This is a genomic window from Halomonas sp. B23F22_20 (genome assembly GCF_043496985.1).
Lineage (GTDB): Bacteria > Pseudomonadota > Gammaproteobacteria > Pseudomonadales > Halomonadaceae > Halomonas.
Genome location: NZ_JBIEKH010000031.1, coordinates 13,978 through 40,794 on the forward strand (window position 1 = coordinate 13,978; position 26,817 = coordinate 40,794).

Below are 26,817 nucleotides of genomic sequence, written 5' to 3' on the forward strand. Positions count from 1 at the left end.
GTGCCGACAAGGAGCCAGCATTGAGCAAGTCCGACACCAGCAAGAAAAAGATCCAGGCCATTCGTGGCATGAACGACCTGCTGCCGGAGCAGTCCCCGCTGTGGCAGTACTTCGAGGGCCAGGTGCGCACCCTCATGGGCCGCTACGGCTATGACGAGATACGCACGCCCATCGTCGAGCAGACGGCGCTGTTCAAGCGCTCCATCGGCGAGGTCACCGACATCGTCGAGAAGGAGATGTACACCTTCGACGATCGCAACGGCGACAGCCTGACCCTGCGCCCCGAGGGCACGGCGAGCTGCGTGCGCGCCGCCATGGAACACGGCCTGCTGCACAACCAGACCCAGCGGTTGTGGTATCAGGGCCCGATGTTTCGGCACGAGCGCCCCCAGAAGGGCCGCTACCGGCAGTTCCACCAGGTCGGGGTAGAAACCTTCGGCCTCGAGGGGCCGGACATCGACGCCGAGCTGATCCTGCTCTCGGCTCGGCTGTGGAAGCAGCTCGGGCTGTTCGAGCACGTCACCCTGGAGCTCAACTCGTTGGGCTCGCCGGAGGCCCGCGCCGCCTATCGCGACACCCTGGTGGCCTACTTCGAGCAGCACCATGAGGTGCTCGACGAGGACTCCCGCCGCCGGCTGACCACTAACCCGCTGCGCATCCTCGACTCCAAGAACCCGGACATGGGCCCGATGCTGGCCGACGCGCCGCGGCTGATGGATCACCTGGACGAGGCATCGAAGGAGCACTTCGAGCGGCTCACCGCCATGCTCGACGCCGCCGGCATCGCCTACGTGGTCAACCCGCGGCTGGTGCGCGGCCTCGACTACTACTCGCGCACCGTCTTCGAATGGACCACCACGGCGCTCGGCAGCCAGGGCACGGTGTGTGCCGGCGGCCGCTACGACGGGCTGGTAGAGCAGCTCGGCGGCAAGCCGGTGCCGGCGGTCGGCTTCGCCATGGGCATCGAGCGGCTGATCCTGCTGCTCGACACCCTGGACCTGGTGCCCGACGAGGCCCGCGGCGAGCTCGACGTCTACCTGCTGCCGATGAGCGAGGCCACCGAGTCTGCCGCTCTGCTGCTGGGCGAGCGGCTGCGCGGGGCGCTGCCCGACATGAGCGTACAGCTGCACTGCGGCGGCGGCAGCTTCAAGAGCCGTATCAAGAAAGCCGACAAGAGCGGCGCCCGCCTGGCGCTGCTGCTCGGCGAAGACGAACTCGCCGAGAATGCCGTGACGCTGAAGTTCCTGCGCGAGGACCGCGAACAGCAGCGTCTTAGCCAGGACGCACTCGCCGAGGCCCTCACATCCCTGCTGGCAGGCGACGCCTGACGGCCCACGGACACAAAAGGAGACCGCCCGTGGCGGAGATGAGAAGCGAAGAAGAACAGGTGGAGGCGCTCAAGCGCTGGTGGAAGGAAAACGGCACCTCGCTGATCGCCGGCGCGGTGATCGCCGCGGCCGGGGTATTCGGCTGGAAGGCCTGGCAGGACTACCAGGCCGGCCAGGCCGAGGCCGCCTCGGCCACCTACCAGCAGCTGCTGACCCTGAGCGGACAGGACACCCTCGACGAGGGCGCCCGTCAGCAGGCCGAGCAACTGGTGAGCAACCTCGCCGAGGAGCACGGCGACAGTCTCTACACCGACCTGGCGCGTCTGCTGGAAGCACGTCTGGCGGTGCAGGCCGGCGACACCGACGCGGCGAAGACCGCCTTGGAAGCCCTGGTATCCGACGCCGAGCGCCCCTATCTTCAGGGGCTGGCCCGCGTGCGCTTGGCCCGGCTGCAGTTGGCCGGCGATGACGCCGAGTCGGCGCTCGCCACCCTGGACGGCGAGATCCCTGCCCCGCTGGCCGCCCAGCGCGCCGATATCCGCGGCGACGCGCACCTGGCGCTCGGCGACCGCGAGGCCGCCCGGGATGCCTGGCAGGAGGCGCTGAGCCTCTCCGAAGCCAGCGATCAGCCACTCTACGGCGTACAACTCAAACTGGACGACCTGGGCGTCGAGGAGACCTCATGAGCAAGACGACTCTCGCCATCGCCGCCGCCGCGCTTGGCCTGTTGACCGGCTGTGCAGGGCAAGTGGAGCCCGAGTATCCGCCCAAGGAACTGCACGATACCGCCGGAACCACCCGCGTCGAGACCCTGTGGCAGGAACAGGTCGGCGACGGCCTCGGCCAGAGCGGCTACCCCCTGGCCCCGGCCAGAGACGGCGACACTCTGTTCGCCGCCGATCAGCATGGTCTGGTCGAGGCCATCGACGCCACCAACGGCGAGCCACGCTGGAGCGTCGAGCTCGATGCCGGCGCGTCCAGCGGCCTGACCGCGGTGGCCGACCGGCTCTATCTCGGCACCCGCAACGGCGAGGTGCTGGCCCTGGACCAGGCCGACGGCGAGGTACTGTGGCGGACCCGCGTCAACAGCGAAGTGCTGGCCGCGCCCCAGGTCAACCGCGAACTGTTGGTAGTGCAGGCGGTGGATGGCAGCGTCACGGCCCTGGACCGCCAGAGCGGCGCCGAGCGCTGGGTCCACAGCGGTTCCCGCCCCGCACTGACCCTGCGCAACACCGGCACCCCACGGGTCATCGACCAGGTCACCATCGCCGGCCAGGCCAACGGCCGACTGGTCACCCTGGACAACCGCAGCGGCCAACCACTGTGGGAACGCCGCATCGCCGTTCCCCAGGGACGCAGCGAGATCGAACGGCTGGTCGACCTGGCAGGCCAACCGCTGCTGACCCCGGACGGCCGGCTGTTCGTGACCAGCTACCAAGGGCGGGTAGTCGCCCTGCAGGCCGTCAGCGGCGAGATCATGTGGTCCCGTGACCTGTCCAGCTATCGCAGCCCGATGCTGGTCGGCGACTACCTGTTCGTGATCGATGAAGCCAGCCACGTGCTCGCCCTCAACGCCGACAGCGGTGCGACGGTATGGCAGCTCGACGACCTCGAGGGCCGCGAGCTCACCGACCCCGTCTTTGCCGACGGCCGCCTGGTGGTGGGCGATTTCGAAGGCTACCTGCATATGATCGATGCCCGAGACGGCACCCTGGTCGGCCGTACCGAAATCGACGGCTCCGGCATCAGCGTGGCCCCGCTCACCGACGGCAAGCGCGTCTATGCCCTTGCCGACGACGGCAGCTTCGAGGCCCTGAGACTGCAACCATGAATCCCGTGATCGCACTGGTCGGCCGCCCCAACGTGGGCAAGTCGACCCTGTTCAACCGCCTGACACGCTCTCGCGATGCCCTGGTCGCCGACTTTCCGGGGCTGACCCGGGACCGCAAGTACGGCAACGGCGTGCTCGGCGGCAAGGCCTATACGGTGATCGACACCGGCGGCATCAGCGGCGACGAGGAAGGCATCGATGCGGCCATGGCCGAGCAGTCGCTGCAGGCCATCGACGAGGCCGATATCGTGCTGTTCCTGGTCGACGGTCGCAGCGGGTTGAACGTGGCCGACGAGGCCATCGCCAACCACCTGCGCATCAACCAGAAGAAGACCTGGCTGGTGGTCAACAAGACCGATGGCCTGGAGGAGCACTCCGCCATGGCCGACTTCTGGCAGCTCGGCATCGGCGACCCGCACCCCATCGCCGCCGCCCATGGCCGCAACGTCACCGCACTGATCGAGGAGGTGCTCGCCCCCTTCCCCGAGCGTGACGAAGACATTCCCGCCGACACCGGCACCAAGGGCATCCGCATCGGCGTCATCGGCCGCCCCAACGTGGGCAAGTCGACGCTGGTCAACCGCCTGCTCGGCGAGGAGCGCGTGGTGGTCTTCGATGAAGCGGGCACCACCCGCGACGCCATCGAGATCCCCTTCGAGCGACGCGGCGAGCCCTACGTGCTGGTCGACACCGCCGGCGTGCGGCGGCGCAAGAACGTCAGCGAGACCGCCGAGAAGTTCTCGATCATCAAGACCCTCGAGGCGATCAAGGAGTGCCACGTCGCCGTCATGGTGCTCGATGCCAGAAGCGGCCTGGTGGAGCAGGACCTGCATCTGCTCGACTACGTGCTGACCAGCGGCCGCGCGCTGGTGCTGGCGGTCAACAAGTGGGACGGCCTGGAGAGCGAGGCCAAGGACAAGATGCGCGCCCAGATCAAGCGTCGCCTGGGCTTCGCCGACTACGCCGACCTGCACTTCATCTCGGCACTGCACGGCACCGCGGTGGGCGACCTCTACCCGTCCATCGAGCGCGCCTTCTCTTCGGCGAACAGCCATTGGTCGACCAACCGCCTGACCAATATCCTCCAGGATGCCGTGGAGCAGCATCCGCCGCCGATGATCCACGGCCGGCGCATCAAGCTGCGCATGGCCCACCAGGGCGGCAGCAACCCGCCGATCATCGTGGTCCACGGCAACCAGACAGACTCGCTGAGCGAGGCCTACAAGCGCTACCTGACCAACACCTTTCGCAAGGTGCTCAAGGTGCGCGGCACGCCGATGCGCTTCGAGTTCCGGTCGGGCAGGAATCCCTACGACCACATGGCCGGCGCCAGCGACCGCGAGAAGGCCAAGAAGCGCGAGCTCAACCGCACCAAGGAGTCGCGCCGCGGCCGGCGCTGATGTCTCCCCGCGGCGACAGGCACCGTCGCCGCCCATCGACTCTCGACGCGCGATCGAATCTCGCCGATAGTACCCACCGCCGGCCCCTGTGCCGGCGGTTTACGTATGTCACCCCGAGGCGCTCGCCATGGCGCGCCGCCGACGGGCAAGACGAGAAACTTTTGACCAGGAGGGGCAAAAGTCGCGCGCCATGGCGGACTCAGCGCGATTTCTCGATGCCCCGTCGACGACACGGCACGCCCCCGCGAGCGCTCAGGAGCCATTCCCTCCCGTTAGCGAGAGTCGTCATGTCCCTGCGTTTCCTGCGCCGCCGAGCGCGCTATCTGATTCCCGGCTGCCTGGTGCTGCTGCTCGGCGGCTGCCTGGCACTGCCACAGACCGGCCTGTTCGCCTTCCGCCTGGCCGTCACTTCTCTCGGCGTCGAGAACATCCGCATCGGGCCCTACGCCCTCGATGCCGGCCTCGACACCTCCGACCTCACTTCGCTGATCGCCTCCAGCCTGGGTACCGGCAGCCTGCCGATACAGGCCACCATGGCCATGGGCCTGGGCCTGCCCGCCGGGATACCCGCCGTGCGGATGAGCGGCTTCGACTGGAACCTCGACGTGCCGGGGCTCGAAACGGTCAGCGGCCGCTATGAGCAGGACGTGGCCCTGAGCCCGGGCGACGATGCCGACCTGAGCCTGCCGGTAGCCTTCGACCTGCTGCAGGGAGACCGCAGCCAGCTGGCCCCGCTGGTCGACCTGGCCCGGCAGATGGGCCGCACCGGCGAGTTGCCCGCCGGCAGCGAACTGGCCATCACCCCCGGCGATCTCAGCGGCCTGGGCATGACCCTGCCGGCCGGGTTGCTGACGCCAACCCTGCGCCTGACCGTAGGCGAGGATGGCACGCTGCGACCGCTCGGCGATCAGGCCTCGTCGTAGAGCCGCCGCCGGCCGATCCACTGGCAAGCGAACTGCCAGGCCACCCGACCACTGCGTCCGCCGCGCAGGGTGGCGAAACGCAGCGCCTCGGCCCGCGCTGCCTCGTCCCAGTCGTCCTGCCGGCCGAGGCGCCGGGTCCAGTGTTCGCAGGCCTCGAGGTAGGCGTCCTGGGCGAAGGGGTGGAAGGCCAGCCACAGTCCGAAGCGATCGGAGAGCGAGATCTTCTCCTCGACGGCATCCCCATGGTGAAGTTCCTCGCCGACCAGGCGGGTAGCGTCGTTGTCGGCCATCGACTCGGGCAGCAGGTGGCGGCGGTTGGAGGTGGCGTAGAGCAGCACGTTCTCGGGCGGCCCGGTCAGGGTGCCATCGAGCACGCTCTTCAGCGCCTTGTAGGCGTCGTCGTGGCCCTCGAAGGAGAGGTCGTCGCAGTAGACCACGAAGCGGTGCGGCTGATGGCGCAGCTGATTGACCAGCGAAGGCAGGCCGGCCAGGTCGTGGCGGTCCACCTGGACCAGACGCAGTCCCTCATCGGCCAGGCCGTTGAGCAGCGCCCGCACCAACGACGACTTGCCGCTGCCTCGGGCGCCCCACAGCAGGGCGTGGTTGGCCGGATGGCCGTGCAGGAAGGCGCGGGTGTTGTCGACCAGCGCCCGTTTCTGGCGCTCGATGCCGAGCAGGTCGTCCAGCGCCAGGGCGTCCCGGGGCGGCACCGGCACCAGGCGGCCGCCCAGGGCATGGCGCTCCCAGAGCGCGGCCACGTCGCGCTGCCAGTCGACGCTCTCGGCGGCCGGCGGCAGCCAGGGTTCCACGCGCTCCAGCAGCCGCATCAGGCGCTGCGCCAACTCGTCGTCCATGCACTTCCTCCGTGATTGCAGGTTTCGCGTTTGATCTTGCAGACAGTCGGGGTATCTTGTGGCGAACCCTTATCCGCCGTCCAGTGGCACCGCCACGGCCGGCTCCCAGGAGGTCCTTCATGCGCTGGATTCACTGTCTCGCCGTGGGCGCCCTGAGCGCCGCCCTGGCCGCCTGCACCACCTCGCCCACCGGACGCTCGCAGCTGACCCTGATGTCCGACGAGCAGCTCGATCAGATGGGCGCCCAGGCCTTCGCCGAATACCAGCAGGAGCGCACCACCGTGGGCGGGGCTCCCTATCGGCTTGCACAGTGCATCACCCGCGAGATCGTCGCCGCCCTGCCGGCCGAGCTGCAGCAGGAAAACTGGCAGGTGCGGGTCTTCGATGACGATTCGGCCAATGCCTTCGCACTGCCCGGCGGATACGTGGGGATCAATACCGGACTGCTCGAAATCACCGAGAACCAGGACCAGCTGGCCTCGGTCATCGGCCATGAGATCGGCCACGTGCTGGCCCATCACGCCAACGAGCGCGCCTCCACCCAGAGCGCCACCAACCTCGGCCTCTCGGTGCTCTCCTCGGCTGCCGGCCTGGAGGGCGCCGGCGGCCAGCAGGTGATGGCGGCACTGGGCATGGGCGCCCAGTACGGCATCCTGCTGCCCTTCTCGCGCAGCCACGAGAGCGAAGCCGACACCATCGGCCTGCGGCTGATGGCCGACGCCGGCTTCGACCCACGGGCCAGCATCGCGCTGTGGCAGAACATGGAACGCGCCGGAGGCGGACAGCCGCCGGAGTGGATGTCCACCCACCCCAGCCATGGCAGCCGCATCGCCGGCCTGGAAGCCGGGATGCCCGAGGCGCTGCAACGCTACCGGCAGGCCGGCCCCGCGCCGGACTGCGGCACGCCCTGAAGCATGCTGCGCTTAGGCCTCGTCCTGCTGATCCTGCCGCCGCTGGGCCTGATGGGCGCCTATTTCCTGGAGCTCGGCGACGTCCGCGAGTGTCAGTTGATCCAGCAGGGCCACTGGGACTACCTCGCAGGCGTGTGCCGCGACGCCCCGCAGCCCTTCGTGCCCTGGATCGACCGCCGCCCCTGGCTGGTCAACGGCGGTCTGCTGCTCTCGCTGGCCGGCCTGGGCATGTGCCTGGCCGGGCGCCTCGTGCGGCGGCGCTGAGGCCGGTTCAGGCCAGGCGCACCACCCGCTTGCCGATGCCGGTATCGCCGGTGAAGAGGCCACAGAAGGCGTGCGGCCAGGCCGCGAAACCCTCGACAACGTCCAACGGCGCCCGTAGCAGCCCGTCGAGCGCCGCCATCTCACGCTGGAAGTCGGCCCAGTGGGCCGCCTCGTGGCCCGGCACCACGAAGGGTGTGATGCCTGCACCGATCCGTGTCAGCCGCCCAAGGTTGGATGGCGCGCGCCGGGGCTCGGCGTCGTGGTACTGGCTGACCAGACCGCACAGCACCACTCGCCCGCCCGGGGCCAGCACATCGATGGCGGCCTCGAACACCCTTCCCCCTAGCTGCTCGAAGTCCAGGTCGAGGCCCTGCGGCACCGACGCTGCGAGGCGCGGCGCGATATCGGGAGCGTGGTGGTCCAGCGCCGCGGCCACGCCCAGGGTCTCCCGCAACCAGTCGCGCTTGGCCGCGCTGCCTGCGGTGGCGACGACCCTCGCCCCAGCACGTCGGGCCCACTGCACGGCGAGACCGCCCACCGCTCCGGCGCCTGCCGACACCAGCACGCTTTCACCGGGCTGAGGCCGGCCATAGCGACGCATCCCCAGCCAGGCAGTGAAGCCGGTCATGCCGCGCTCGTGGAGCCACTGCTGGGGGCGGGGCTGGTCGGCCGGCAGCACCAGCGGCAGGCCGCCCTCGTCGGAGGGCGGGCGCAGCAGGCAGCGCTCGGCCACCGGCATGTGACCGATGACCCAATCGCCTTCTCGCCACGAGCCGCGTGACTCGATCACCCGCGCCAGACCCCAGGCCGACAGCGGACTGCCCGGCCGCCACTTGTCCAGGTAGCCGTAACCCGTCGGCTGCATCCGGGTGCGCATGTAGGGGTCGACCGAGAGCCAGTGGGGCACGACCAGCGCTTCCCCCTCCGCGGGCGTCGCCAGGCTCGCCCGGCGGCAGACGAAGTCCTCGGCAACCGGCAATCCCCGCGGCGTGAGGGCCAGATGCCAGGCGCGGGTCATGACGCGGCTCACAGCGCCCGACGCAGAGTCTCCAGCACCGGGGTAACGTCCGGACGCACCCCGCGCCACAGCATGAAGGACTCGGCGGCCTGGCCCACCAGCATGCCCAGGCCGTCGAGGGTCTCGGCGCCGCGCTCGCTGGCCCAACGCAGGAAGACGGTGGGTTCGGCGCCGTACATCATGTCGTAGGCGGTCGCCCCGGGGGCAAAGAGGTCATCGGGCAGCGGCGGCAGCTCGCCGCCGAGGCTGGCGCTGGTGCCGTTGATCACCACGTCGAAGGAGCCTTCGACCGCGCCGAAGCCGCCGCCGCTCACCTTGCCCAGGTCGCGGAAGTCCGCGGCCAGGGCGCTGGCCTTCGCGGCGGTGCGGTTGGCGATGTGCAGGCTCGCCGGGCCGGCCGCGAGCAGCGGCTCCAGCACGCCGCGCACCGCGCCGCCGGCGCCGAGCACCAGGATGTGTGCACCGGCCAGCGTCACGCCGCAGCGCTCGAGGTCACCGACCAGGCCGGCGCCGTCGGTGGTGTCGCCGCGGGTGCGGCCATCGGCCTCGAGGATCAGGGTGTTCACCGCCCCGGCGCGCTCGGCCCTCGGGGTGAGCGTGTCGCACAGCCGGTAGGCGTCCTCCTTGAAAGGCACGGTGACGTTGGCGCCGCGCCCGCCCGCCTCGACGAAGGCGCGCCAGGCGCCGGCGAAGTCGTCCCGCGGCGCCTCGATGGCGGTGTACTCGAGCCGTTCGCCGGTCTGCTCGGCGAAGGCGGCGTGGATGGCAGGTGACTTGGAATGGCCCACCGGGTGGCCGAAGACGCAGTAGCGGTCAGTCATGGGAGCTCCAGGTTGTCCAGAAGGCGTTTAAGACGCCGTCGAACGCCAGGACGCGCATGGCGCCCGGGTGCGGCATCGACAGCGACGCGGCGGAGGAGGTCGGCCGGGCTGGCGTCCGGAACTGCGCGATGCCGGCGTTCAGGCGCTTAGTCGGTATCTTCCGCGAGCCAGTCACGGGGATGCAGGTAATCGCGGGTCAACGCCGCCTCGGGGCTGTCGGGCGCCGGCGTCCAGGCGTACTCCCAGCGTGCCAGCGGCGGCATCGACATCAGGATCGACTCGGTGCGCCCGCCGCTCTGCAGGCCGAACAGCGTGCCACGGTCCCACACCAGGTTGAACTCCACGTAGCGCCCGCGGCGGTAGAGCTGGAAGTCGCGCTCGCGCTCGCCGAAGGTCGTCTCGCGGCGGCGCCGCACGATCGGCAGGTAGGCATCGAGGAAGCTGTCACCGACCGCTCGCTGGAAGGCGAAGCAGTGATCGAAGCCGCCTTCGTTGAGGTCGTCGAAGAACAGCCCGCCGACGCCGCGGGTCTCGTCGCGGTGTTTCAGATAGAAATAGTCGTCGCACCAGGTCTTGTAGCGCGAATAGACGTCTTCGCCGAAGGGCGCGCAAGCGTCACGGGCCACTCGGTGCCAGTGGCGCACGTCCTCGAGCACCGGATAGAAGGGCGTCAGATCATAGCCGCCTCCAAACCACCACACGGGGTCCTCGCCCTCTTTCTCGGCGATCAGGAAGCGCACGTTGCCATGGCTGGTGGGCACATGGGGATTCTCCGGGTGCAGCACCCAGGACACGCCCACCGCGTGGAAGCCGCGGCCGGCGAGCTCGGGACGCGCGGCCGTGGCCGATGGCGGCAGGGTAGCACCGTACACGTGGGAGAAGTTGACGCCGCCCTTCTCGAACAGCGCGCCGTGCTCGATCACCCGCGAGCGACCGCCGCCGCCCTCGGCACGCTGCCAGGCGTCTTCGCGGAAGCTCGCCCGACCGTCCTCGGCGGCCAGGGCCTCGCACAGCCGGTCCTGGAGATCGAGCAGGTAGGTCTTCACGGGGTCGAGATGGGCGTAGGCCACGGGGCCTCCTTGGTCGGCAGCGAAAAGGATCAGTCGCGCAGCACCCGGCCAGTGACCAGGTCGCGAATGGTGCTGGGGCGGTCGTGGCCGCCCAGAGGGCCGTCGAGCACGGCGTCGAGCTCCTCGCCCGCCTGACCGAAGATCGCGCGGATCTCCTCGGCGCTCATCGCCGAAGGCTCGCCGGCGCGGTTGGCGGAGGTCGAGACGATGGGCCCGCCGAAGGCCCGGCACAGCTCAACCACTAGCGGATGGGTGCTGATCCTGAGCGCCACCCGATCATGCTCGCCGCGCACCAGCGCCAGCGCCCGGCCGTTGTCCGGCACCAGCCAAGTGGTCGGCGTGTCGCAGGGTGTGCTCAGGGTCGCGCGGCGCTCGGCGTCGAGCCCCTCCAACCAGGGCGCGAGCTGGTCGATATCGGCGGCCACCAGGATCACGCCCTTGGCCGGGTCGCGGCGCTTGAGCGCCAGCAGCCGGATCAGGGCCTCGGCATCGTCGGGGTCGCAGCCGAGGCCCCATACGGCCTCGGTAGGATAGGCGATCACGCCGCCGGCACGCAGGGCGGCCACGGCGGTGGCAAGAGCGGTGTCCTGAATCATCGTAGAATACTGGCGGTCACGGGCATGGGCCGGGATTCTACCATGCTCCCCCAGGCCCCGGCAGGCGCACCCAACCGCCGACGGCGGGGGCGGCAAGCCCCTCCAGCTCGAGCGTCAGCAGCCGCCGCTGACAGTCGGCCACCTTCAGCCCGGTGAGGCCGACCAGGGCGTCCACCGGCGTCGGGGTGTCGCTGAGCCAGGCCAGCAGGGGATCGTCTCCGCACGATGGCGACGCCTCATCGCCTGTCTCGCGCGGCGCGGGAGGCATCTCCTGCGGTGCGTTCCAGGCCGGCAGCTCGGCAAGGATGTCGTCGACGTCGCGCACCAGTACGCCGCCGTCGCGGATCAGCTTCAGGCAGCCGCGCGCCTGGGGGTTGTGGATCGATCCCGGCACGGCGAACACCTCGCGGCCCTGGTCCCCGGCCAGTCGCGCGCTGACCAACGAGCCGCTGCGCTCGGCGGCTTCCACCACCAGCACGCCGCGCGCCAGTCCGGTGACGATGCGATTACGGCGCGGGAAATAGGCCGGGTGAGGCTTGGTGCCCGGCGGATGCTCGGAGAGCAGCAGTCCACCCGGCTCGCGCAGCCGCTCGTGCAGGGCGCGATGGCGAGCCGGATAGATCACGTCCACCCCGCCGCCGAGCACCGCCACGCTGCGCCCGCCGGCCTCCAGGGCCGCGTGCTGGGCGGCGCCATCGATGCCCAACGCCATGCCGCTGACCACGCCCCAGCCACGGCTGGCCAGCGCCCGGGCGAAGCCGGCGGCATTGTTGAGGCCCTCGCGGGTCGGCTTGCGCGTACCGACCATGGCCAGCCGCGGCGGAGCAAGCGCCGTGAGGTCGCCCCAGGCCCACAGCACCGGCGGCGGATCGGGGATCTGGGCCAGCAGCGCGGGCCAGTCCGGATGATGGGGGTGCAGCAGATGGCGGCCCGGGGCCGCGGCCAACCAGGCCTCGTCGGCATCGAGCGTTCCGCGCAGCGGGCTCTTGTCGGGATGCTCAAGCCACAGCCGCAGTGCCGTCGCCGCCTCGGGCGGCATTACCGCCAGCCAGCCAGCGGGCCAGGCCGGCGAGCGAGCCACCAACTCGGCCAGCCCCACGGCCCCGAGACCGGGCAAGCGCGACAGCAGCAGCCACTCCCTGGCCGTCAACATGGGCGGCACCTAACGCTGCGCCGTGCCCAGGACCGGGCGCGGATTGTGGAGACGGTCGCCCACCGCCAGGGGACGACTGGCGCGCATGACCAGGCCGTAGCTCATCTTCTCGAAGGCTCGCACGACCATCACCAGGCCGGCCTCCTCGCCGGGCAGCCTCAGCATTTCGCCGCTGCGCGGATCGGCGACCCATTCGCCGCGCCGTTCCACCGCCAGCACGTGGCCGGGAGCCAGGCCATTGCGGGTGCCGCGGTCCAGGGCGACCATCTGCCGCCGCCCGAAGAAACGCACCCCATCGGGTACCGCCAGGACGCGGCCTTCGACCGGCTGCGACGGCGCCCGGGGCTGAAAGCCAGTGAGCGGAAATCCGGCCTCCAGCGGCAGCAGGACGTCATCGCTGCGGATCTCGCGACTGGCCCGGGTGGCCTCGAGCACCGCGATGTCCTCTTCCTGACGCACTCGACGGGCCTCGCCCACGCTCTCGAGCTCGAGCCCCAGCAGCTCGCCGCTGGTCTCATCGCGATAGCGTTCGCCGGGACGATAGATGCCGACGCGCCCGTCGGCGGGAACGCGCCCACGGGCATGGAAGCGGTCACCCGCCCCGCTGATCAGGCGACCGTCATCGCCGGCCACCACGTAAGCCAGCTCGTCGAGAGACGCAGGATCGCCGACGACCCGATGGCCGCGCAGGAAGGGCCGCACCGCCTCCAGCGGGATCGGTGCGATGGCCTCGCGTCGCGGTACGGCACGCATCTCCGGCGAGAGGCGTACCACGTTCCGGCCGCGTTCCAGCCCCAGGCAGGGTCGCCCGCCGCAGTCGTGGAGGGTGACGGTATCGCCGGGATAGATCCGGTGCGGGTTTTCGATCTGGGGATTGACCTGCCAGACTTCCGGCCACTGCCAGGGATGGCGCAGGAAGCGCGCGGCGATGTCCCAGAGGGTATCCCCGCGCACCACGGTGTAGCGGTCCGGGGCGTCGTCGCGCAGGCCATCGTCCCAGGCCAACCCTTGCGCCTGTGAGATGGCGGCGGCGGCAAGGAGCCCCAGGGCCAGCGCTCCCAGCCGGTGCCTCGCGAGCTTGACGCGTCCAGTGTGTCTCATCCCCACGGTCCCTCGCCCGGTGATCGCGGCAGCCCCAGGAACCTCGCCGCCGTGATATAGTCTGATGCTATCGGTACGATGCGCGGGGCGTGGTTTCACCGCGACCCGCAGGCTTCTAGAATGATCGCATTCCCTGAATGACAGCATAACGGTGACACCAACGCCATGGCCAAACTCCCCATTCTCGAATTCCCCGACGAGCGGCTTCGCACCAAGGCGGCCCCCGTGGAGACGGTCGACGACGAGGTGCGCCAACTGATCGACGATATGCTCGAGACCATGTATGACGCCCGCGGCATCGGCCTGGCCGCCACCCAGGTGGACGTCCACAGGCGGGTCATCGTCATGGACGTCAGCGACGACCAGAGCACCCCGCTGGTGCTGATCGATCCCGAGTACACGCCGATCGGCGACGAGCGCGAGCCCATGCAGGAAGGCTGCCTGTCGATCCCCGAGTACTACGCCGAGGTGCCCCGCGCGCTCAAGGTTCACCTCAAGGCCCTGGACCGTGATGGTCAGCCCTACGAACTGGAGGCCGAGGGCCTGCTGGCTCACTGCATCCAGCACGAATACGATCACCTGGAGGGCGTGCTGTTCGTCGACTACCTCTCGCCGCTCAAGCGCAACCGGGTGATGAAGAAGATGCAGAAGCGCCACAGGCTGCAGCAGCCCGCCTGACCCGCAACCGCTGATGATCGCGAAGGCCGGCGCCGTTGATGGCGCCGGCCTTCGTCGTTTGCGCTTCGCTCCGTTATCATAGGGGGCATTCATTTCGGCAAGGCCCTCGATCCCATGTCCCGACCCCTGCGCGTCATCTTCGCCGGCACGCCCGACTTCGCTGCCGAGAGCCTGGCAGCGCTGCTGGCGAGCTCCCACCGCGTCGTCGCCGTCTATACCCAACCCGACCGCCCTGCCGGCCGCGGGCGCAAGCTCACGCCAAGCCCGGTCAAGGCGCTGGCCCAGGAACACGGCCTGCCGGTTTATCAGCCGGCCTCCCTCAAGACGCCGGACGCCCAGGCCGAACTGGCCGCCCTGGAGCCGGACATCATGGTGGTCGTGGCCTACGGCCTGATCCTGCCGCGCGCCGTGCTCGATGCACCGCGGCTCGGCTGCATCAACGTTCACGCCTCGCTGCTGCCGCGCTGGCGCGGTGCGGCCCCGATCCAGCGCGCCATCGAGGCACGCGACGACGAGAGCGGCGTGACCATCATGCAGATGGACGAAGGCCTGGACACCGGCGCCATGCTGCGAATCGAACGCACGCCGATCACCGCCGCCACCACCGGCGGCAAACTGCACGATACCCTGGCCGAGCTGGGCGGCAAGGCGCTGGTCGAGGCCCTGGACGCCCTGGCCGGAGAGGGCCTGGAGGCCACCCCCCAGCCCGAGGCCGGCGTCACCTACGCCGCCAAGCTCTCCAAGGCCGAGGCCGAGATCGACTTTCGCGAGGACGCCGAGGCGCTCGCCGCCCGCATCCGCGCCTTCAATCCCTGGCCGGTGGCCTGGTGCGCGCTGGGCGACGACCGCCTGCGGCTGCTGATGGCCGAGGCGACGCCGGGCGAAGGCGATGCCGCCGCCCCCGGCACCCTGATCGCCGCCGAAGGCGACGCACTGCAGATTGCCTGCGGCGCGGCCGGCGATCAGGTTCTGCGGGTGACCCGGGCTCAACTGCCCGGTGGCAAGGCATTGGACGTCCGCGAGCTGCTCAAGGCCCGCGCGGATCGCTTTCCCCCGGGCCTGTGCCTGGGCCAGCCGCATCGGGAGACCAGCTCATGAGCAACCACGGCGGACGTTCCAAGTCCCTCGACAACGGCCTGGCGGTGCGCGCCGCCGCCGCCCGGGCCCTGGCTCCGGTGATCACCGGCAAGGGCTCGCTCAACAACCTCGACGACCACCAGGTCGTGTCCCGGGACCGCGGCCTGTTCAAGGAGCTGTGCTTTGGCAGCTGCCGCACCCTGTGCCGACTCGAAGCGCTCGCCGGCAAGCTGCTGGACAAGCCCTTCAAGGCCCGCGACGCCGACATCCAGGCCCTGCTGCTGGTGGGCATCTACCAGCTGCTCTACCTGCGCATTCCGGCCCATGCCGCGGTGGGCGAGACCGCCGGAGCCGCACGGATGCTCAACAAGGCCTGGGCGACCCGGGTGATCAACGGCTGCCTGCGTCGCCTGCAGCGCGAATCTTCGGCCCTGCAGGCCGAGGTGGATCGCGACCCCGCCGTGGCCCTGCTGCATCCGAAGTGGTGGCTCAAGGCGTTTCGCCAGGCCTGGCCGGACGACTGGCGTGCCATCTGCGAGGCCAACAATCAGCCAGGCCCAATGACGCTGCGCGTCAACCGCCGCCACGGCGATCGCGAGTCTTACCTCGAACGTCTCGATTCGCCGGGCATCGGCGCGCGGCTGTGCCTGCACGCCCCCGAGGGCTTGACCCTGGACAAGCCTCGCGATGTGGCTTCCCTGCCCGGCTTCGACGAGGGCCTGGTCAGTGTCCAGGACGAGGCGGCCCAACTCGCCGCGGTGCTGCTAGGCCCGATGATCGCCCCGCGGCCCGGCGCCCGAGTGCTGGATGCCTGCTGCGCCCCGGGCGGCAAGACCGCTCACCTGCTCGAGCTGTTCGACATCGAGCTCCAGGCCATCGACAGCGACGACGCCCGCCTGGCACGGGTGGAGGACACCCTGTCTCGGCTGGGCCTGTCCGCTGAGCTGGCCCATGGCGACGCGACCCAGCGCGACTGGTGGGACGGCACGTCCTTCGACGCCATCCTGCTCGATGCCCCCTGCTCGGGCAGCGGCGTGATCCGACGCCATCCCGATATCAAGCGCCTGCGCCGGCCCTCGGACATCGCCAAGCTGGCCGAGCTCCAGGCCCGGCTGCTCGACAACCTCTGGCCGCTGCTGACCCCGGGCGGCACCCTGCTCTACGCCACCTGCTCGGTGCTGCCCGAGGAGAACGCCGACCAGATCGCCGATTTCCTAGCGCGCACGCCGGATGCCGAGGTGACCACCCCCGAAGGCGTGGCCTGGGGACGCCCTGCCGGCGCAGGGCGCCAGCTGCTGCCGAGCATCGACAGCCATGACGGCTTCTTCTATGCCAGACTGAGGAAGCGCGCCGCCTGAGCGGCCAGGATGCCGACCAGGGACACGAGCACCGCCCCTGGTCGGCATCCTCACCATTTCCTCGCTGCCAAAGGACGACACCATGAGCCATACCTACAAGCACATCGAGCTGACCGGCACCTCCGAGAAGGGAATCGAGGATGCCATCCAGGGCGCGCTGGCCAAGGCCTCGGAGAGCCTGCACAGCATGCGCTGGTTCGAGGTCATCGACACCCGCGGCCACATCGAGCACGGCCGGGTGGCCCACTGGCAGGTCACCCTCAAGGTCGGCTTCACCCTGGATTGACGGGGCTCGCCCTGTTCATCCATCCCCGGCTGGTTTAGGCTTGCCGCCACCCATGCGACGGCGCACCCGCGGCGCCGTCCGTCTTGCTGCGGACTGTGACACGCGATGAAGATCATCATCCTCGGCGCCGGCCAGGTCGGCGGTACCCTGGCCGAGCACCTGGCACGCGAAGAAAACGAGATCACGGTGGTGGACACCGATGCCAAGAAGCTCCGCGAGCTTCACACCCGGCTCGATATCCGCACCGTGACCGGCGCCGGCTCCTACCCCATGGTGCTGCGCCAGGCCGGCTGCGAAGACGCCGACATGCTGATCGCGGTGACCAACTCCGACGAGGTGAACATGATCGCCTGTCAGGTCGCCTACACGCTGTTCCGCACCCCGACCAAGATCGCCCGGGTACGCGCTACCGCCTACCTGACCCGCAAGGGCCTCTTCGCCCACGAGGCGGTGCCGATCGACGTGCTGATCAGCCCCGAGCAGGTGGTCACCGACCATATCCGCCGGCTGATCGAGCACCCCGGCGCCCTGCAGGTGCTGGAGTTCGCCGGCGGCCTGGTCCAACTGGTTGCGGTCAAGGCGTTCTACGGCGGGCCGCTGGTGGGTCAGGAGCTGGGCTTCCTGCGCCGACACATGCCCAGCGTGGACACCCGCGTCGCCGCCATCTACCGCCGCAACCGGCCGATCATCCCGCGCGGCGACACCGTCATCGAGGCCGATGACGAGGTGTTCTTCATCGCCGACCGTCGCGACATCCGCGCGGTGATGAGCGAACTGCGGCGCCTCGAGCGCGACTTCCGCCGGGTGATCATCGCCGGCGGCGGCAACATCGGCGAGCGCCTCGCCGAGCACCTGGAACACAGCCACCAGGTGAAGATCATCGAGCACAACCTCGAGCGCTGCACCCAGCTCTCCGAGCGCCTGGACCGCACCGTGGTGCTTCACGGCAGCGCCACCAGCAAGCGCCTGCTGGAGGAAGAGAACATCGAGGAGTGCGACATCTTCTGCGCGCTGACCAACGACGACGAGGTCAACATCATGTCGTCGATGCTGGCCAAGCGCATGGGCGCCAAGAAGGTCCTCACCCTGATCAACAACGCCGCCTACGTGGACCTGGTCCAGGGCGGCGAGATCGACATCGCCATCTCGCCTCAGCAGGCCACCATCGGCAGCCTGCTCACCCACGTGCGCCGCGGCGACATCGTCAACGTCCACTCGCTGCGCCGCGGCGCCGCCGAGGCCATCGAGGCCATCGCCCACGGCGATCAGCAATCGTCCAAGGTCGTGGGGCGCGCCATCGGCGACATCGACCTGCCTCGGGGCACCACCATCGGCGCCGTGGTGCGCGGCAAGGACGTGCTGATCGCCCACGACGACGTGGTCATCCAGTCCGGCGATCACCTGATCCTGTTCGTCATCGACAAGCGCCGCATCCGTGACGTGGAGCGGCTCTTCCAGGTCGGCCTGACCTTCTTCTGAGCTCCGCCGCAGCCCGCACGCAAGGGAAGGGACCCCGCATGAGACACCCGTCATCGCTCGCCGACGTCGTCAGCCGACTGACCGCACGCCCCGTGGAGCCGCGCCCATGAGCCTGCAGACCACTGGAGCGACCCTGTATCGGACCCGCCACTGGGCCCCGGTGTTCAAGGTGCTGGCGCTGCTGTGGCTGGTACTGGCGGCCTTCATGCTGGTGCCTTGGCTGGTGCTGCTGCTCGAGCAGGACGCCGACGCCACGGCCTTCGGCCTGTCGATCCTGATCGTGCTGGGCTCGGTGGCCGCGGTGCTGCTGTCGACGCTGCGCGTGGAGATCAGCTTCAAGCCCTGGCAGATGTTCGTGCTGACCACCCTGAGCTGGGTCTCTATCAGCGGCTTCGCCAGCCTGCCGCTGGCGCTGGGCGTGCCCCAGCTGTCGTTCGCCAATGCGGTCTTCGAATCGGTGTCGGGCATCACCACCACCGGCTCCACGGTGTTGACCGATATCGACCGGCTGTCCGACGGCCTCAAGCTGTGGCGCGGCATCATGCAGTGGCTAGGCGGGGTCGGCATCATCGTCATGGGCATCGCCATCCTGCCGTTCCTCAAGGTCGGCGGCATGCGGCTGTTCCACACCGAGTCCTCGGACTGGTCGGACAAGGTCATGCCGCGCACCGGTGGCATCGCCAAGGCAACCCTTGCCATCTACTGCGGGATGACCCTGGCCGCGGCGGCGAGCTACTGGCTCGGCGGCATGGCCCCGCTGGACGCCGTCGTGCATGCCATGACCTCGGTGGCCACCGGCGGCTTCGCCAACTCGGACGCCTCCTTCGGCGCCTACGCCGACCAGCCCCATCTGCTGTGGATGGGCAGCCTGTTCATGCTCGGCGGCGCCCTGCCCTTCGTGATCTACATCCGGGTGCTGCGCGGCGCCCACATGGCCCTGTGGCACGACCAGCAGGTGCGCGGCCTGCTGGGCCTGCTGGCGATCGTCATCGCCATGCTCACCGCCTGGCGCATCTGGCTGGGCGATGCGGCCTTCGAATCCCTGACCCAGGTGACCTTCAACGTCGTCTCGGTGGTCACCACCACCGGCTATGCCGCGGACGACTACAGCACCTGGGGACCGTTAGCTGTCGTCGCCTTCTTCTACCTGACCTTCGTCGGCGGCTGCAGCGGCTCCACCAGCGGCGGCATGAAGGTGTTCCGCTTTCAGGTCGCGACCATCCTGCTGCGCAACCAGCTACGCTTCCTCGTCCACGCCAACGGCGTCTTTTCCGCCCGCTACAACGGCCACCCGCTGACCGATGACGTTACCCGCGGCGTCATCGCCTTCTCGTTCTTCTTCTTCCTGACCATCGCCGGGCTCGCCCTGGGGCTCTCGCTGCTCGGCCTGGACCTGGTCACCGCGCTGTCGGGCGCGGCGACGGCGGTCGCCAACGTCGGCCCGGGCCTCGGCGATACCATCGGCCCGGCGGGCAATTTCAGCACCTTGCCCGACGCCGCCAAGTGGCTGTTGTGCATCGGCATGCTGATGGGCCGCCTGGAAATCCTCACCGTGCTGGTACTGTTCACCCAGATGTTCTGGCGCAAGTAGGGAAAACGCAGATTTATTGCTGCGCGCGGCATAAATCAGCGCGTCCCCAGGCATTCCATCGGACGCGGTGCCGCGACAACTCGCAAAGCCGGTGCAAGCGCCCCCGGCGGGTTTGGCCCGCCGGCGGGCTTCGTGGATAATCGAGCCTTCACCCTTCAGACCCGAGCGTCCATGACCGACTCCCAGGACACCGCGACCGTCGAGCGCGAGCAGGCCGCCGGCGGCGGTCCCCGCCGCACCCTCCAGGTGGGCGAGACCCGCTACACCCTGCTGGGCACCGCTCACGTCTCCGCCGAGAGCGCCGACGAGGTGCGCGAGCTGATCGACTCCGGCGAGTTCGATGCCGTGGCCATCGAGCTGTGCGACTCGCGTCACCAGAATCTCGCCAATCCCGACGCCCTGGGCGAGCAGGACCTGTTCCAGATCTTCCGTCAGGGCAAGGCCGGCATGGTGGCCGCCAGCCTGGCGTTGGGCGCCTTCCAGCAGCGCGTCGCCGAGCAGTCCGGCATCGAGCCCGGCGCCGAGATGCGCGCCGCCCTCGAGGAGACCCGGGCCCGAAACCTGCCGCTGGTGCTGATCGACCGCGACGTCGGCGTGACGCTCAAGCGTATCTACCACAACGTGCCCTGGTGGCAGCGCTTCTCGCTGTTCTCGGGGCTGCTCGGCGGAGTGCTGTCGCGGCAGGACGTCTCCGCGGCGGATATCGAACGGCTCAAGGAGGGCGACGTGCTGGAGTCCACCTTCAGCGAGTTTGCCGCCGAGTCCGAGACCCTGTTCACGCCGCTGATCAGCGAGCGCGACCGCTACATGGTGCTGCGCCTGGCCGAGCAGTGCCCACCGGGGCGCTACCGCCACGTGCTGGTGGTGATCGGCGCCGGCCACCTCAAGGGCATGGCCGAGCATCTGGAGCGGCCGCTGCCAGAATCCCCGACCCCTGAGCGCGAGACGCTCGAGGCTACGCCGCCGCCGTCGAAGGTGTGGAAGGCGCTGCCCTGGGTCATCACCGCCCTGGTACTCACCGGCTTCGCCATCGGCTTCTCGCGCAATACCGAGCTCGGCTGGCAGCTGGTGGCCGAATGGTTCCTGATCAACGGCGTGCTCTCCGGCGCCGCCACCCTGGTGGCACTGGCCCACCCCCTGACCGTCGCCGCCACCGTGGTGGCCGCGCCGCTGACCTCGCTCAACCCCACCATCGGCGCCGGCTTCGTGGCCGCCGGGGTGGAGCTCGCCATGCGCAAGCCCAAGGTGCGCGACTTCGCCACCCTGCGCCATGACGTCACCGAACTGAAGGGCTGGTGGCGCAACCGGGTCTCGCGCACCCTGCTGGTGTTCCTCGCCGCGACCCTGGGCTCCGCCGCCGGCACCTGGATCGCCGGCTTCCGCATCGCCGGTGCCCTGTTAGGCGGCTGACATCGCCACCCCCCACGACGAAAGGGCCCCGGGCATCACTGCCCGGGGCCCTTGTCGTGCCGCGGCCCTGATCAGCGCGCCTGCAGCGCCGGTGACGGCTCGTCAGCCGCCGAACGACGCTTCCACCAGCCGGCCAGCAGCGAGCCCGAGACGTTGTGCCATACCGAGAACAGCGCCCCCGGCAAGGCAGACGTGGCGGTGAAGAACTGGTTGGCCAACGCCACGGCGAGCCCGGAGTTCTGCAGCCCCACCTCGAAGGCGATGGTTCGGGCCGTGCGCTCGTCGAAGCGCAGCGCCCGAGCCAGGCCGTAGCCGCCGGCCAGGCCGATGGCGTTGTGGGCAACCACCGCCAGCGCGACGATCGGGCCCAGGGTCGCCAGCCGCTCGGCATTGAGGGCCACCACGATGGCGATGATCACCACGATGGCCAGCATCGCCAGGCTCGCCAGCGCCGGCTCGACCCGGGCGATGCGATCTCCCAGCCAGTGATTGACGATCACCCCGATCAGGATCGGCGCCACCACCAGCTGGGCGATGCTGGTCAGCATCCCCGCCACCGGCACGTCGACGCTCTGACCGACCAGCAGCAGGGTCAGCAACGGCGTAGCGACGACCGAGAGCAGCGTCGAGACCATGGTCATCGACACCGAAAGCGCTACCCGGCCGCCGGCCAGCCAGGTCATGACGTTGGATGAGGTGCCTCCGGCGGTGGCCCCGACCAGTACCATGCCGATGGTCAGGGCATCCGACAGGCCCAGCAGCCGGGAGATCCCCAGCGCCGCCACCGGCATAATCAGGAACTGCAGCGCCACGCCCACCGCGATAGGCGCCGGCGACTTCACTACCCGGGCGAAATCCGCCTTCGAGAGCGTCAGCCCCATGGCGAACATGATGACCACCAGCAGCGTCTTGATGCTACCGGCCAGGCCGGTGAAGAGCTGCGGCTGGAAGGCAGCCAGTGCCGCCAGCAGCACCGCCCAGACGGGAAACAGGCGATTGAAGCGTTCGAAGAATGACATGACGTGTCCTTGCGTTGATGGTTAGCGGCCTCTCCGGCTCGTTCGTTCGCGGGTCGCCCCGCGGCCTCCTATGGTCGTTGCAACGTGGCGCGCGGGCAATGACTGACAAGCCCGGCCGGACGTGGTAGGTTGTCGGAAAATAATTAGCAAGAGAACTTATTGCATGACAACGACCTCCGCCCGGGAACGCTTCGGCATCCGCCTTACCACTGTATCGCGCCGCTGGCGCCGCGCCCTCGACCACCGGCTGGCCCTCGCCGGCCACACCGATACCAGCTGGGCGCCGCTGTTCCATCTCGAAGCGGGTGGCGACGGTCTCAGCCAGAAGGACCTGGCCAAGTTCGTGGGCATGGAGGGCTCCAGCATGGTGCGCCATCTGGATCGCCTGGAATCCAGAGGCCTGGTCCGCCGGCAGTGCGACCCTCGGGACCGTCGTACCAAACGAATCTTTCTGACCTCGGCAGGACGCGATGCCGTGACGACCCTTCGCGCCGACCTGCAGGCTGCCGAAAAGACGCTGCTCGCCGATCTCGACGACGCCCGGCTAGAAACCCTCGTCGAGGCCCTGGAGATCCTCGACCGGCGTTTGCAGGGCGACGCCGAGGGCAATGAGGAATCCTCGTGAGCGCCAGGCACGCTATCACGACACCGACACCACCCAGATCGAGACGCTCCGGCGTCAGGTGATCCGTCATCGCGACTGGGTGCACGGCCGGCAGGCCCTGCGCGTGCAGGCGGCCTTCTTCCGGCGCACTCAGGCGGCGAGTACCGCCTAACGCGCCGCCAGCAGCCGCTGCATGGCCGGTGTCGGCGACGCGATCTTGCCGTGGCGGCGGCTGGCGGCATAGCTGTCGTTGAAGACGTCGAAGTAGTCGTCGAGCCGGCCGGCGGCCTCGACGTCGCCGGCCTGACGTAGCAGTTCCACAGCCACCTCGGCGGTACACAGGTGCTCGGAGGAGGCCGGCTTGCGCAGCCGGTAGCGGGTCAACCGGTCGGTGGACAGCGGCAGTACCGGGAGGTTGGCCAGGTAGGGGCTCCTGCGGAAGATGCGACGCGCCTGACGCCAGGTGCCATCGAGGATCAAGAACACCGGAACCCGCCCTGCCTGCTGACGCGCCGCCACGCATTCCATGCCAACGACGCGATGAGCGTAATCCTCCTGGTCATCGGGGAAGATCACGAAGGGCGCATAGCGCTCGTCCTCGAGCAGCGCCAGCAGCCGCGGGTCGGGCGCGGTGCGATACCAGGTGAAGACCTCGGTGGTAGGCAGCACGTCGCGGATCAACCGGCCGGTGTTGGTGGGCTTGTAGTGCTCCAGCGGATGGGTCAGCAGCCAGACGCGAGTACGACTGTCCGCCGTCACCCGATAAGGGCACAGGCAGTTCAGCGCCGGCAGGTTGCAGCCCTCGCAGCGCCGCACGAAGCTGCCGCGGGCCTTGAACTCGCGACGCGGCGGGCGCGGTCGGCCGGTACCGGGATCGATATCGGCATGATCGGAGCGGGAAGTGTCGTCCTGCATGGGGCATCATCGGGCCGGAAAGGGGAGCGCCATTCTAGCATGACCACGACGCCTCTCTTCCTCACCTCTCAGCCATCACCTCCCAACCCGAGCTACTTACGCCTCGCAGCTTGCAGTCCACAGCTCGATACCCGTCGCCCGCAGCTCGATGCCCGCAGCTTGATGCCCGCAGCCCATAGCCCATAGCCCATAGCCCATAGCCCGTATCCCGTAGCCCGTAGCCCGTAGCCCGTAGCCCGTAGCCCATCGTCCGCAGCCAAACCTCACTCCGGCACCCGCAGCCGCCCCTCGTGGCGCCAGTGGCGAACCAGCCCTGGCACGCCCTCACCGGCGGGCGTGGCGAGGCATGCCACTCCCGGGGGCGCCAGGGCATGGGCCTCGGGGTCCACCAACACGCAGGGCGAGCCGAGCGGTGCCTGCTCGAGCAGCATGGCGGCCGGCATCACCGCCAGCGAGGTGCCGACCACCAGCAGCAGGTCGGCCTCGGCGACGATCTCGCAGGCAGCAGGATAGTGCGGCACGGCCTCGCCGAACCACACCACGTCAGGGCGCAGCTGCCCCCCCTTGTCGCACAGGTCGCCCAGGCGGATGCCGCCCCGGGGCAGCGGATAGCGCAGCGCCGGGTCGACGCTGGAGCGCGCCATCAGTATCTCGCCGTGCAGGTGCAGCACGCGGCGCGAGCCGGCCCGCTCGTGCAGATCATCGATGTTCTGGGTGACGATACTGACCCGAAAACCGTCCGCCTCGAGCTGGGCCAGGGCAAGGTGGGCGGCGTTGGGGCTCGCCCGGCGCACCTGGTCGCGGCGTGCGTCGTAGAAGCGCAGCACCCGCTCGGGGTCGCGGGCCCAGGCGTCGGGAGTGGCGACCGCCTCCACGGGCTCGTCGGCCCACAGGCCGTCGGCAGCGCGGAAGGTCTGGATACCGCTCTCGGCGCTGATGCCGGCGCCGGTCAGCACCACCAGATGGGGGCGGGAAGCGTCGCTCATGGTCGTCTCGCGAGTTGGGGAACTCGCTTCAGCTTGCCATATTATGTCCCGGCAGCGCAGAGGCCACTGGGGACAAGCCGGAAAGGCGATGGATGACATCCACACGCCACACAGCGACAATGGGCACCCTCGCAACATCCCCGAGCCGCCGATGTCCGAACCGCTGCCCATCCTCCATCACGACGAGCACCTGGTCGCCGTGCACAAGCCCTCTGGGCTGCTGGTGCATCGCAGCGCTCTGGCCCGGGGCGAGCGCCACTTCCTGTTGCAGGCCCTGCGCGACCAGCTGGGCCAGCGGGTCTATCCGGTGCACCGCCTCGACCGCCCCACTTCGGGGCTGATGGTGTTCGCGCTGTCGCCCGAGGTCGCCCGTCGCCTGGGCGAGGCCTTCGGGCAGCACCGGGTCGCCAAGCGCTACCTCGCCGTGGTGCGCGGCACCGGGCCGGCCGCCGAGCGCCTCGAGTACGCCCTGCGTGAGGAGGACGGTCGCCGCCCCAAGGCCGAGATGCCAGCCATGGAGGCCATCACCGAGGTGCGGCGCCTTGACAGCGTCGAGCTGCCGGTGCGGGTCGACCGCTACCCCACCAGCCGCTACTCGCTGATGGAGGCTCGGCCGCTGACCGGGCGGCGTCACCAGATCCGTCGCCACCTGTCCCAGCGCGGCTACCCGATCATCGGCGACGCCAAGCACGGCAAGGGCGTGCACAACCGCTTCTTCGCCGACCATCTCGACTGCCCACGGCTGCTGCTGGCCGCCGTGGGCCTGAGTCTCGAGCATCCGGTGGAGGGCCACCGACTGGACCTGGGCTGCGCCCTGGATGCGACCATGACCGAACTGTTCCAGCATTTCGGCTGGGCAGGTCACCTGCCCGCCAACCGCCGCGCCCCCTCCCCCGAGCCCAGTGAACTGCCATGAACGACTTCCCGAACCCCGCCTCTCTCGAGACCGACGACCACGAGCTGCGCTTCGGCGGCATTCGGCGCCTCTACGGCGCCCGCGCCCTGGCCCGGTTCCGCGCCGCCCATGTGGCGGTGATCGGGGTCGGCGGCGTGGGTAGCTGGGCCGTGGAGGCCCTGGCCCGCTCCGGCATCGGCAAGCTGACGCTGATCGATCTCGACGACGTCTGCGTGTCCAACGTCAACCGCCAGCTGCATGCCCTGGACGGCACCGTCGGCCGCCCCAAGGTGGAGGTGCTGGCCGAACGCTGCCGGGCCATCCAGCCGGGCATCGAGGTGGTGGCGGACGCCGCCTTCGTGACCCCCACCAACCTGGCCGAGCGGCTGCCCGAGGATCTCGACCACGTGATCGACGCCATCGACAGCGTGGTGGCCAAGGCGGCGCTGATCGCCTGGTGCAAGCGCCGCAAGCTGCCGATCACCGTGACCGGCGCCGCGGGCGGCCAGAGCGACCCGACCCGCATCAAGGTCGCCGACCTGACACGCACCGAGCACGACCCGCTGCTGGCCAAGGTGCGTTCGCGGCTGCGCCGCGACCACGGTTTCTCGCGCAACCCCAAGCGACGCTTCTCGGTGGAGTGCGTCTACTCCGACGAGCAGCTCGTCTATCCCGGCGCCGACGGCGAAATCTGCCATGCCAAGCCCGGCCACGGCGAGGCCACACGCCTCGACTGCGCCTCGGGCTTCGGCGCGGCGACCTTCGTCACCGGCAGCTTCGGCTTCGTGGCCGCCTCGCGTACCCTGGCCAGGCTGGCCCGCGACGCCGCTTCCTCCCCCTGACCCGGAGATCTCATGGACGTATCGCATCCCGTGCCCGGCATCTATCGCCACTACAAGGGCCCGCTCTACGAGGTGATCGGCGTGGCCCATCACAGCGAGACCGAGGAGCCGCTGGTGACCTATCGCGCCCTCTACGGCGACTATGGCCTGTGGGTGCGCCCGCTGGACATGTTCATGGAAACCGTCGAGGTGCAAGGCGAGCCGCTGCCGCGCTTCGCCCTGGAGAAGGCCTTTTCCTGAGCTCGGCAAGGCTCACGCCGAACGCAAGAAGGCGCCCCATGCAGGCCGTGTCAAAACACAACCTCGGCTGGCACACTGCCCATCAGGTTTCCTGATGGGCAGTTTTCATCATGGCACGCTATATCACCGGCGCGTCTCGCGAGCAGCTCGATCTGCTGCCCCCTTCC

At 69.5% G+C, this 26,817-nt stretch carries 29 protein-coding genes; 19 read left to right on the forward strand and 10 right to left on the reverse strand.

Annotation, left to right across the window (positions count from 1 at the left end; genetic code table 11):
• The first annotated feature begins 20 nt into the window (after positions 1-20).
• The 5 genes from hisS (at position 21) to ACGTN6_RS18750 (ending at position 5,482) form a co-directional block, all read left to right on the forward strand.
• Entirely contained in the window at positions 21-1,328 is a 1,308-nt protein-coding gene (hisS, locus tag ACGTN6_RS18730) for a histidine--tRNA ligase (protein WP_394594479.1), read from the forward strand.
• 29 nt (positions 1,329-1,357) lie between these two features.
• On the forward strand, positions 1,358-2,014 hold the full coding sequence (locus ACGTN6_RS18735; RefSeq protein WP_394594480.1) for a YfgM family protein: 657 nt from the start codon (positions 1,358-1,360) through the stop codon (positions 2,012-2,014).
• Positions 2,011-3,159 (forward strand): outer membrane protein assembly factor BamB, encoded by a 1,149-nt coding sequence (bamB, locus tag ACGTN6_RS18740; RefSeq protein WP_394594481.1) that lies wholly within the window; start codon positions 2,011-2,013, stop codon positions 3,157-3,159. The genes ACGTN6_RS18735 and bamB overlap by 4 nt, the downstream gene beginning before the upstream one ends.
• Positions 3,156-4,559, forward strand: coding sequence for a ribosome biogenesis GTPase Der (der, locus tag ACGTN6_RS18745; RefSeq protein ID WP_394594482.1), 1,404 nt, complete (start codon positions 3,156-3,158; stop codon positions 4,557-4,559). Before bamB ends, der begins: the two co-directional genes overlap by 4 nt.
• Before the next feature lie 287 nt (positions 4,560-4,846).
• Positions 4,847-5,482, forward strand: coding sequence for a hypothetical protein (locus ACGTN6_RS18750; RefSeq protein ID WP_394594483.1), 636 nt, complete (start codon positions 4,847-4,849; stop codon positions 5,480-5,482).
• Here the strand turns inward: ACGTN6_RS18750 and ACGTN6_RS18755 are convergent.
• Complete coding sequence (locus ACGTN6_RS18755; RefSeq protein ID WP_394594484.1) at positions 5,467-6,336, reverse strand: ATP-binding protein; 870 nt, start codon at positions 6,334-6,336, stop codon at positions 5,467-5,469. The genes ACGTN6_RS18750 and ACGTN6_RS18755 overlap by 16 nt on opposite strands.
• 119 nt (positions 6,337-6,455) lie before the next feature.
• Here ACGTN6_RS18755 and ACGTN6_RS18760 point away from each other — a divergent pair, with 119 nt between their 5' ends.
• Both ACGTN6_RS18760 and ACGTN6_RS18765 read left to right on the forward strand, forming a co-directional pair.
• Positions 6,456-7,247, forward strand: a complete 792-nt coding sequence (locus tag ACGTN6_RS18760; protein ID WP_394594485.1) for a M48 family metallopeptidase — start codon at positions 6,456-6,458, stop codon at positions 7,245-7,247.
• A 3-nt stretch (positions 7,248-7,250) separates the two neighbouring features.
• Entirely contained in the window at positions 7,251-7,511 is a 261-nt protein-coding gene (locus ACGTN6_RS18765) for a hypothetical protein (RefSeq protein ID WP_394594486.1), read from the forward strand.
• A 7-nt stretch (positions 7,512-7,518) separates the two neighbouring features.
• Here the strand turns inward: ACGTN6_RS18765 and ACGTN6_RS18770 are convergent, their stop codons facing one another.
• The 6 genes from ACGTN6_RS18770 to ACGTN6_RS18795 form a co-directional block, all read right to left on the reverse strand.
• A complete protein-coding gene (locus tag ACGTN6_RS18770; RefSeq protein WP_394594487.1) occupies positions 7,519-8,529 on the reverse strand; it encodes a zinc-binding dehydrogenase in 1,011 nt (336 codons plus the stop codon).
• An 8-nt stretch (positions 8,530-8,537) separates the two neighbouring features.
• Entirely contained in the window at positions 8,538-9,350 is an 813-nt protein-coding gene (aroE, locus tag ACGTN6_RS18775; protein ID WP_394594488.1) for a shikimate dehydrogenase, read from the reverse strand.
• Positions 9,351-9,496: 146 nt separating this feature from the next.
• A complete protein-coding gene (gene hemF, locus ACGTN6_RS18780; RefSeq protein ID WP_394594489.1) occupies positions 9,497-10,420 on the reverse strand; it encodes an oxygen-dependent coproporphyrinogen oxidase in 924 nt (307 codons plus the stop codon).
• Between the two features lie 29 nt (positions 10,421-10,449).
• Positions 10,450-11,016, reverse strand: coding sequence for an L-threonylcarbamoyladenylate synthase (locus ACGTN6_RS18785; RefSeq protein ID WP_394594490.1), 567 nt, complete (start codon positions 11,014-11,016; stop codon positions 10,450-10,452).
• Between the two features lie 37 nt (positions 11,017-11,053).
• Positions 11,054-12,169 carry a DNA-processing protein DprA gene (gene dprA, locus ACGTN6_RS18790; RefSeq protein WP_394594491.1) on the reverse strand — a complete coding sequence of 372 codons (1,116 nt, stop codon included), beginning with the start codon at positions 12,167-12,169 and terminating at the stop codon, positions 11,054-11,056.
• Between the two features lie 9 nt (positions 12,170-12,178).
• The gene (locus ACGTN6_RS18795) at positions 12,179-13,270 is read right to left on the reverse strand and encodes a LysM peptidoglycan-binding domain-containing protein (RefSeq protein ID WP_394594492.1); all 1,092 of its coding nucleotides are present in this window, start codon (positions 13,268-13,270) and stop codon (positions 12,179-12,181) included.
• 165 nt (positions 13,271-13,435) lie between these two features.
• On the opposite strand from ACGTN6_RS18795, the gene def reads away from it, so the two are divergent.
• The 7 genes from def (at position 13,436) to ACGTN6_RS18830 (ending at position 21,149) form a co-directional block, all read left to right on the forward strand.
• Positions 13,436-13,948 carry a peptide deformylase gene (gene def, locus ACGTN6_RS18800; protein ID WP_394594493.1) on the forward strand — a complete coding sequence of 171 codons (513 nt, stop codon included), beginning with the start codon at positions 13,436-13,438 and terminating at the stop codon, positions 13,946-13,948.
• A 114-nt stretch (positions 13,949-14,062) separates the two neighbouring features.
• Positions 14,063-15,046: a methionyl-tRNA formyltransferase gene (gene fmt / locus ACGTN6_RS18805; protein ID WP_394594494.1), complete on the forward strand. Its 984-nt coding sequence runs from the start codon at positions 14,063-14,065 to the stop codon at positions 15,044-15,046.
• Positions 15,043-16,383, forward strand: a complete 1,341-nt coding sequence (gene rsmB, locus ACGTN6_RS18810) for a 16S rRNA (cytosine(967)-C(5))-methyltransferase RsmB (protein WP_394594495.1) — start codon at positions 15,043-15,045, stop codon at positions 16,381-16,383. The genes fmt and rsmB overlap by 4 nt, the downstream gene beginning before the upstream one ends.
• Before the next feature lie 82 nt (positions 16,384-16,465).
• The gene (locus ACGTN6_RS18815; RefSeq protein WP_183385907.1) at positions 16,466-16,669 is read left to right on the forward strand and encodes a dodecin; all 204 of its coding nucleotides are present in this window, start codon (positions 16,466-16,468) and stop codon (positions 16,667-16,669) included.
• Positions 16,670-16,774: 105 nt separating this feature from the next.
• Complete coding sequence (trkA, locus tag ACGTN6_RS18820) at positions 16,775-18,148, forward strand: Trk system potassium transporter TrkA (RefSeq protein ID WP_394594496.1); 1,374 nt, start codon at positions 16,775-16,777, stop codon at positions 18,146-18,148.
• Between the two features lie 106 nt (positions 18,149-18,254).
• Positions 18,255-19,739, forward strand: a complete 1,485-nt coding sequence (locus ACGTN6_RS18825; RefSeq protein ID WP_394594497.1) for a TrkH family potassium uptake protein — start codon at positions 18,255-18,257, stop codon at positions 19,737-19,739.
• A gap of 171 nt (positions 19,740-19,910) precedes the next feature.
• The gene (locus ACGTN6_RS18830; RefSeq protein ID WP_394594498.1) at positions 19,911-21,149 is read left to right on the forward strand and encodes a TraB/GumN family protein; all 1,239 of its coding nucleotides are present in this window, start codon (positions 19,911-19,913) and stop codon (positions 21,147-21,149) included.
• 71 nt (positions 21,150-21,220) lie between these two features.
• Here ACGTN6_RS18830 and ACGTN6_RS18835 read toward each other — a convergent pair whose 3' ends face one another.
• Positions 21,221-22,168 carry a bile acid:sodium symporter family protein gene (locus ACGTN6_RS18835; RefSeq protein ID WP_394594499.1) on the reverse strand — a complete coding sequence of 316 codons (948 nt, stop codon included), beginning with the start codon at positions 22,166-22,168 and terminating at the stop codon, positions 21,221-21,223.
• A 163-nt stretch (positions 22,169-22,331) separates the two neighbouring features.
• On the opposite strand from ACGTN6_RS18835, the gene ACGTN6_RS18840 reads away from it, so the two are divergent.
• Together ACGTN6_RS18840 and ACGTN6_RS18845 are read left to right on the forward strand one after the other, a co-directional pair.
• Positions 22,332-22,793 carry a MarR family winged helix-turn-helix transcriptional regulator gene (locus ACGTN6_RS18840; RefSeq protein WP_394594500.1) on the forward strand — a complete coding sequence of 154 codons (462 nt, stop codon included), beginning with the start codon at positions 22,332-22,334 and terminating at the stop codon, positions 22,791-22,793.
• Positions 22,777-22,944: a hypothetical protein gene (locus ACGTN6_RS18845; protein WP_394594501.1), complete on the forward strand. Its 168-nt coding sequence runs from the start codon at positions 22,777-22,779 to the stop codon at positions 22,942-22,944. Before ACGTN6_RS18840 ends, ACGTN6_RS18845 begins: the two co-directional genes overlap by 17 nt.
• Here the strand turns inward: ACGTN6_RS18845 and ACGTN6_RS18850 are convergent.
• Positions 22,941-23,687: a tRNA-uridine aminocarboxypropyltransferase gene (locus ACGTN6_RS18850; protein ID WP_394594502.1), complete on the reverse strand. Its 747-nt coding sequence runs from the start codon at positions 23,685-23,687 to the stop codon at positions 22,941-22,943. The two genes, ACGTN6_RS18845 and ACGTN6_RS18850, sit on opposite strands and share 4 nt — an antisense overlap.
• A gap of 263 nt (positions 23,688-23,950) precedes the next feature.
• Positions 23,951-24,673, reverse strand: a complete 723-nt coding sequence (locus ACGTN6_RS18855) for an SIR2 family NAD-dependent protein deacylase (protein ID WP_394594503.1) — start codon at positions 24,671-24,673, stop codon at positions 23,951-23,953.
• Positions 24,674-24,824: 151 nt separating this feature from the next.
• Between ACGTN6_RS18855 and ACGTN6_RS18860 the strand changes: the two genes are divergently transcribed.
• The 3 genes from ACGTN6_RS18860 to ACGTN6_RS18870 are packed head-to-tail and all read left to right on the forward strand — an operon-like array spanning position 24,825 to position 26,650.
• A complete protein-coding gene (locus ACGTN6_RS18860) occupies positions 24,825-25,589 on the forward strand; it encodes a pseudouridine synthase (protein ID WP_394594506.1) in 765 nt (254 codons plus the stop codon).
• Positions 25,586-26,410, forward strand: coding sequence for a tRNA cyclic N6-threonylcarbamoyladenosine(37) synthase TcdA (tcdA, locus tag ACGTN6_RS18865; RefSeq protein ID WP_394594504.1), 825 nt, complete (start codon positions 25,586-25,588; stop codon positions 26,408-26,410). The genes ACGTN6_RS18860 and tcdA overlap by 4 nt, the downstream gene beginning before the upstream one ends.
• A 12-nt stretch (positions 26,411-26,422) precedes the next feature.
• The gene (locus ACGTN6_RS18870; protein ID WP_394594505.1) at positions 26,423-26,650 is read left to right on the forward strand and encodes a DUF1653 domain-containing protein; all 228 of its coding nucleotides are present in this window, start codon (positions 26,423-26,425) and stop codon (positions 26,648-26,650) included.
• The last annotated feature ends 167 nt before the right edge of the window (positions 26,651-26,817 follow it).